Here is a 6,963-nt window from a genome sequence, read left to right on the forward strand (position 1 = left end):
GAACTGTAAAATATAAAAGAGGTTGTGCCAACGTTTTGACACAACCTCTTTTTTATTACCCTTCCATTCCTTGCATTTCGACGTCCTTCACCTTACGGAGCAAGTCTGAAGCAAAGATAAAGTTATTCAGTCGCTCATTGGTAGAAGTAAAGATATCATCTTTCGTACCTTCCCACTCTTTATGTCCCTCATAAATATAAATCACCTTCTCACCAATTCCCAATACAGAGTTCATATCATGCGTATTGATAATGGTCGTCATGTTATATTCCTGCGTAATATCGTGGATCAGATCATCAATCACCAATGACGTTTTCGGGTCCAGCCCCGAGTTCGGCTCATCGCAAAACAGATATTGCGGATTCAAGGCAATCGCACGCGCAATAGCCACACGCTTCTGCATACCACCACTGATTTCTCCCGGAAACTTATCTTTCGCTTCCCCCAGATTCACACGATCCAGACAGAACATCGCCCGTTTGATCCGGTCACGCAAGATATCGTTGCTAAACATATTCAGTGGAAACATCACATTATCAAATACGGTCATAGAGTCAAAAAGAGCCGCACTCTGGAAAATCATTCCCATTTCCTTGCGAAGCATCTTCTTCTCCTTCTTCCCCATCAGGACAAGGTTACGTCCGTCATACAAGACTTCCCCTTTCTCCGGAGTTAGCAATCCTACAATACATTTCATCAACACCGTCTTACCGGAACCACTCTGACCGATAATCAAGTTTGTCTTTCCATTTGCAAAGTCAGCATTGATATCACTCAATACTGTCTTGTCATCAAATGATTTATAAAGTCCTTTAATCTCAATCATCCCATCAAAAGTTTAGTTAATATCAAGTCTGAAAACAGAATCAATACACTGCTGGATACTACGGCATCCGTAGAAGCCTTTCCTACAGCAATCGAACCTCCCTCTACCGTGTATCCGAAGAAAGCGGACACACTTGCAATTATAAACGCAAAAAAGAGGGATTTGATGATACCCGCCCAGATAAACCATTCGTTAAACATATACTGCAAACCATATTCGAGATCGACAGCATTCATAACCCCGGCAAACCAACACGTGCAAAAGGCACCGATGATTCCGGCAAAGATACTAAACGTCACTAGAATAGGAATAACAGTCACCATCGCCGTAATCTTAGGCAAAATCAAGTAGTTCGCCGAATTGATACCCATAATTTCGAGCGCATCAATCTGTTGCGTCACCCGCATCGTTCCTAATTCCGAAGCGATATTCGACCCGACTTTTCCGGCAAGAATCAAACACATGATGGAAGAAGAAAATTCCAGCAACATAATTTCACGTGTCACATATCCCACTGTCCAGCGGGGCATCCATGGACTTTCGATATTCAACTTAATCTGAATGGTAATCACTGCGCCGATGAAAAACGAAATCAACAGCACAATACCGATGGAGTTCACACCTAGCTGCTCCAACTCGTTAAGGTATTGCCGGAAGAACATACGCATACGTTCGGGGCGGGAAAAAGTCCGACCCATCAGCATGAAATATCTCCCGACGGTTCTCAATGCTTTTATCATAACTCACACTATTTGTCTGCAAATGTACATTATTTCAGCTTATTTTTACTACATTTGCCGCAAAATAACTAGAATATGGAAGAAAGCAAGATGGTGCTCCGCACGGAAGACCTGGTTAAGAAGTACGGTAAACGAACCGTTGTAAGCCACGTTTCCATCAATGTGAAGCAAGGTGAGATTGTAGGTTTGCTGGGACCGAACGGTGCCGGTAAGACGACTTCATTCTATATGACTGTAGGGCTGATTACTCCTAATGAAGGACGTATTTTCCTCGATGACCTGGAGATTACCAAATATCCGGTTTACAAACGCGCACAAACGGGAATCGGCTACCTTGCACAGGAAGCTTCCGTTTTCCGCCAGATGAGCGTGGAAGATAATATCGCCTCTGTACTGGAAATGACCAACAAGCCCAAAGAATATCAAAAAGAGAAACTCGAAAGCCTGATTGCAGAGTTCCGTCTGCAAAAGGTACGCAAAAATAAAGGTAACCAGTTGTCGGGAGGTGAGCGCCGCCGTACAGAGATTGCCCGTTGTCTTGCCATCGACCCCAAATTCATCATGCTTGACGAACCTTTTGCCGGTGTCGACCCGATTGCCGTAGAAGATATCCAGCAAATTGTATGGAAACTGAAAGACAAGAATATCGGAATCCTGATTACCGACCACAACGTACAAGAAACGCTTAGTATCACAGACCGCGCCTATCTGCTGTTCGAAGGAAAGATCCTTTTCCAGGGAACACCGGAAGAATTATCGGAAAATCAGATTGTACGTGAAAAATACTTGAGTAACAGCTTCGTGTTACGCCGAAAAGATTTCCAGTTGGAAAAATAAGTCTACTACAAAGTAATACAAGATCTCACAGAGATATATTTATAAAAAGACACGGATTGTCTCTATATATATTCTATATAATTGAGACAATCCGTGTCCTTTTTATTTATTTCTGTCGAATATAAATATTAACCGGAGTACCTGTCAGATTCCATTTCTCACGCATCTTATTTTCGAGGAAACGTTTGTATGGCTCTTTCACATACTGCGGTAAGTTGGCGAAATATACAAATGAAGGCACCTGTGTATTCGGCAACTGTGTGATATATTTAATTTTGATATACTTACCTTTATTTGAAGGAGGCGGATAAGCCTCGATCAACGGAAGCATTTCTTCATTCAAACGTGCGGTCGGGATTTTTGTCGTCCGGTTCTCATACACACTACGTGCTTCTTCAAGCACTTTCAGAATACGTTGCTTAGTCAGTGCAGAAGCAAAGATGATCGGGAAATCGACAAACGGAGCAAAACGCGAGCGAACAGCTTCCTCAAACGCTTTCTGTACTTTCACAGATTTATCTTCCACCAAATCCCACTTATTTATAACAACTACCAGACCTTTCTGATTCTTCTGAATCAGAGAGAAGATATTCAAGTCCTGCCCCTCAACACCTCTTGTAGCATCCAACATCAGAATACAAACATCCGAACCTTCGATAGAACGAATCGAACGAACGACTGAATAATATTCCAAGTCTTCATTTACCTTGTTTTTCTTACGGATACCCGCTGTATCCACCAGGTAAAAATCAAATCCGAATTTATTGTAACGAGTATAGATAGAGTCGCGGGTAGTTCCGGCAATCTCTGTTACGATATTACGTTCTTCCCCAATAAATGCATTTACAATGGAAGACTTTCCGGCGTTCGGACGTCCTACCACAGCAAAACGGGGAATATCATCATCCAGGATTTCTGATGATTCTTTCTTGAAATTGCTGACAATCAAGTCCATCAAATCACCCGTACCACTTCCTGTCATGGCAGAAACGCAATACGGATCGCCCAATCCCAGTTTATAGAATTCGGGAGCGTTATATTGCAAATCGTGATTATCCGTTTTATTGGCAACCATAATCACCGGACTATTAGCGCGACGCAGAATAGCAGCTACCTGCATATCCAAGTCAGTCACTCCATTCATCACATCCACTACAAACAGAATGACATCCGCTTCTTCCACAGCCAATAATACCTGCTTACGGATTTCCTCTTCAAAGACATCATCCGAGTTGACCACCCATCCACCGGTGTCAACCACAGAGAATTCACGGCCCAGCCACTCAGACTTGCCATATTGTCTGTCGCGGGTTGTACCCGCTTCTTCATTCACAATAGCCTGACGAGTCTTCGTCAGACGGTTAAATAAGGTAGACTTGCCCACATTCGGGCGTCCTACAATTGCAACTAAATTACCCATAGTTCAATACCTTGTTTTTTCACGACTATCACAGTCGCATGAATACTCTTAATCTAACTGATAACCAAAATTGCGGAGTTCCTTATCCGAACTACGCCAATCCTTATCCACTTTCACATACGTTTCGAGGAAAATAGTCTTTCCAAAGAAACGTTCCAGTTCACGGCGAGCCTCGGTAGCCACCTTCTTCAACGCCTTTCCCTGTTTACCGATAATGATTCCTTTCTGCGAATCACGTTCCACGTTAATCACCGCCCGAATATGAATCTTCTTCGGTTCTTCCTTAAACTCTTCCACGACAACCTCCACCGAATAGGGAATCTCTTTATCGTAGTAGAGCAGAATCTTTTCCCGGATAATCTCATTCACGAAGAAACGGGCAGGCTTATCCGTCCACTGATCCTTTCCAAAATAAGGAGGAGAATCGGGCAGCAGTTCTTTGATCCGCTTCATCACATAGTCTACATTGAACTTTGATGTAGCAGAAATCGGAATAATTTCGGCTTGGGGAAGCAACTCTTTCCATTCTTCCACCAGCTTTACCAGTTTTTCCTGATCTGTAAGATCTATCTTATTGATGAGCAAGAGAACAGGCACCGTCATCTGACGCACCTTTTCCATAAACTCATTATTCTTATCCGGCGTCTCCACCACGTCCGTTACATAAAGCAAGATATCCGCATCCGTCAATGCCGAAGTAGAAAAATTCAGCATAGACTCCTGTAGCTTATAATTGGGCTTCAACACACCCGGAGTATCAGAAAAAACAATCTGCATCTCATCCGTATTATAGATTCCCATAATCCGGTGACGAGTAGTCTGCGCTTTGAAGGTAGCGATCGAAATACGTTCGCCCACCAAGACATTCATCAATGTCGACTTTCCGACATTCGGATTTCCTACGATGTTTACAAAACCTGCTTTATGCATTTCTCTTTATTTTATTGGTTGAGACAAAAAAACGCATCGAATCGAAATAGGATGCGTTTTTGAGTGTTATAATTCAGTAACTTACGTTACGATTCCTTCTTTCCATCATAACCCCATTTCACGTACACTGCGCCCCAAGTAAATCCGGCACCAAATGCAGTGAAAATGATGTTATCGCCTTTCTTGAGTTTATCTTCATAATCCCAGATACACAGAGGAAGTGTAGCGGCACTCGTGTTACCGTAATGCTCAATATTTACCAACACTTTATCCATTGGCACATCCATACGGTGAGCCACAGCCTCGATAATACGGACATTCGCCTGATGCGGAACAATCCAGTTGATACTATCTTTCGTCAGACCATTCTTTTCTGCGATTGCAGCAGAGACATCCGACATGTTGGATACAGCATATTTAAATACTGTTCTTCCTTCCTGAAACAGATAGTGCATTTTATTGTCTACTGTGAAATAAGACGGAGGACAAACCGAACCACCAGCTTTCATGTGGAGGAAAGGCAAACCTTTGCCATCTGTTCTCAGTATCGAATCCATGATTCCGTAATCTTCCGTAGTGGGCTCCACCATAAAGGCAGCAGCACCGTCACCGAAAATAGGGCATGTAGCACGATCTGTATAGTTAACCATTGACGACATCTTATCGGCACCGACAATGATAATTTTCTTATATCTTCCCGAACGGATGAAATTAGCAGCTGTCTCCATCAAATACAGGAATCCGCTACAAGCAGCCTGCAAGTCGAAGGCAAAAGCATTCTTTAGTCCGAGTTTATCACAAAGAATAGAAGCTGTAGAAGGGAAGTGATAGTCAGGAGTAGTGGTAGCAACAACAACCAAATCGATATCATCAGGATTAGCACCAGTCTTCTTCATCAACTGTTTGGCAGCTTTGCGTGCCATGTATGAACTACCTAATCCTTCCTCATTCAGAATATGTCTTTCCTTTACTCCGATACGAGTCATAATCCATTCGTCGTTGGTATCCACCATTTTTGATATCTCGTCGTTAGTCAAGATATAATCGGGTACGTACCCGCCGACTCCTGTGATTACTGCATTTATTTTTTCCATCAAACCTATTTTAAATTAGCAATACTATAATACTTAAAGCAGCCGGAGAGTTTCACCCCCAGGCTGTTTTCAGTATAACTGTACTAATTATACAGCTGCTTCTTTCTCAATAGCGAGCTTGCCTCTGTAATAGCCACAAGCACCACATACAGTGTGGTAAACGTGCCATTCACCGCAATTCGGACAAATAGCCAATGTAGGAGCTACTGCCTTATCATGAGTTCTTCTCTTCGCTTGTCTCGTACTTGATTGTCTTCTCTTAGGATGTGCCATTTTCTTAAAACTTTAATTATTATCTAATATTTTTTTTAATTCATTCCAGCGGGGATCAATTTGTTCCTCCACTTCTTCCTCAATTACGATGTCATCTCCACCTGTGTCGAAAGTATCATCGCTATCCTCATTCGCATTTGTTTTCAAATGCTTGTTCAATTTACCAGTCATCGCTTTATTGCACTTACCGGGAGCATGTACATGCTTCATGGGTACAGAGAGCGCAACAAACTCATACATGAACCATGCAACGTTGATTTCCCCTTCTTCCTCGGGAATCACAATCAGGTTGTCACCTTCTTCTGCATATTCATGTCCAAACTTTACCATCAGTTTATCAGAAGAACTGATAGGTAGCTCCATATCATCCAGACAACGGTCACATGGTACTGATACCATTCCCTCAGTCTGAAAACTCAGCTCGAAAGCACGAGAGGTTCTTTTCACGGTCAATGTAACATTCACCTTTCCTTTCTGAACTTCAGGACCATCAATGTGAGCGAAGTAAAGGTTATCCAATACAAACTCATACTTAGCAGAGTCTGTTTGCATTCCTTTCAAGTCAATTTTGTATTTATCAAACTTTCCCAAAGCTTCTCTCTTTTTTAAATCGTTAGCTTACAATTCGGGCGACAAAGATACAAATAAATATCCTCATAACATACAAATTATCAGTAAATATTCACTTTTTTAATAGGTATTATGAGGTTTGTATCTGTTAAAAACGGCGATATAAATACCAAAGTAATAAAAAAACAGAAAGCCTCGCCCGTCCAATAGACAAGCGAGACTTCTTAAAAACGGCGGCTACCTACTCTCCCACTGTTACGCAGTACCATCGGC

General features: G+C 42.2%; 8 protein-coding genes. 1 reads left to right on the top strand and 7 read right to left on the bottom strand.

The features are described from left to right. Window positions 1–55: 55 nt before the first annotated feature. Both DWZ47_RS29825 and DWZ47_RS29830 read right to left on the bottom strand, forming a co-directional pair. Complete coding sequence (locus DWZ47_RS29825; protein WP_004297155.1) at window positions 56–826, bottom strand: ABC transporter ATP-binding protein; 771 nt, start codon at window positions 824–826, stop codon at window positions 56–58. Beyond that, a complete protein-coding gene (locus tag DWZ47_RS29830) occupies window positions 823–1,566 on the bottom strand; it encodes an MlaE family ABC transporter permease (protein ID WP_004297154.1) in 744 nt (247 codons plus the stop codon). The genes DWZ47_RS29825 and DWZ47_RS29830 overlap by 4 nt, the downstream gene beginning before the upstream one ends. Window positions 1,567–1,641: 75 nt before the next feature. Here DWZ47_RS29830 and lptB point away from each other — a divergent pair, with 75 nt between their 5' ends. Beyond that, window positions 1,642–2,403, top strand: coding sequence for an LPS export ABC transporter ATP-binding protein (lptB, locus tag DWZ47_RS29835; RefSeq protein WP_004297152.1), 762 nt, complete (start codon window positions 1,642–1,644; stop codon window positions 2,401–2,403). A gap of 106 nt (window positions 2,404–2,509) precedes the next feature. Here lptB and der read toward each other — a convergent pair whose 3' ends face one another. The 5 genes from der to DWZ47_RS29860 all read right to left on the bottom strand — a co-directional run bounded on the left by der (window position 2,510) and on the right by DWZ47_RS29860 (window position 6,711). Further along, window positions 2,510–3,823, bottom strand: coding sequence for a ribosome biogenesis GTPase Der (der, locus tag DWZ47_RS29840; protein ID WP_004297149.1), 1,314 nt, complete (start codon window positions 3,821–3,823; stop codon window positions 2,510–2,512). A 48-nt stretch (window positions 3,824–3,871) separates the two neighbouring features. Next, a complete protein-coding gene (gene era / locus DWZ47_RS29845; RefSeq protein WP_004297147.1) occupies window positions 3,872–4,753 on the bottom strand; it encodes a GTPase Era in 882 nt (293 codons plus the stop codon). An 86-nt stretch (window positions 4,754–4,839) separates the two neighbouring features. Continuing rightward, a complete protein-coding gene (locus DWZ47_RS29850; RefSeq protein ID WP_004297146.1) occupies window positions 4,840–5,847 on the bottom strand; it encodes a beta-ketoacyl-ACP synthase III in 1,008 nt (335 codons plus the stop codon). Window positions 5,848–5,934: 87 nt separating this feature from the next. Beyond that, the gene (gene rpmF, locus DWZ47_RS29855) at window positions 5,935–6,120 is read right to left on the bottom strand and encodes a 50S ribosomal protein L32 (protein WP_004296852.1); all 186 of its coding nucleotides are present in this window, start codon (window positions 6,118–6,120) and stop codon (window positions 5,935–5,937) included. 12 nt (window positions 6,121–6,132) lie between these two features. Then, window positions 6,133–6,711 (bottom strand): YceD family protein, encoded by a 579-nt coding sequence (locus DWZ47_RS29860; RefSeq protein WP_004297143.1) that lies wholly within the window; start codon window positions 6,709–6,711, stop codon window positions 6,133–6,135. Window positions 6,712–6,963: the final 252 nt, after the last annotated feature.

The organism is Bacteroides sp. AF32-8BH, from assembly GCF_003435205.1.
GTDB lineage: Bacteria > Bacteroidota > Bacteroidia > Bacteroidales > Bacteroidaceae > Bacteroides > Bacteroides ovatus.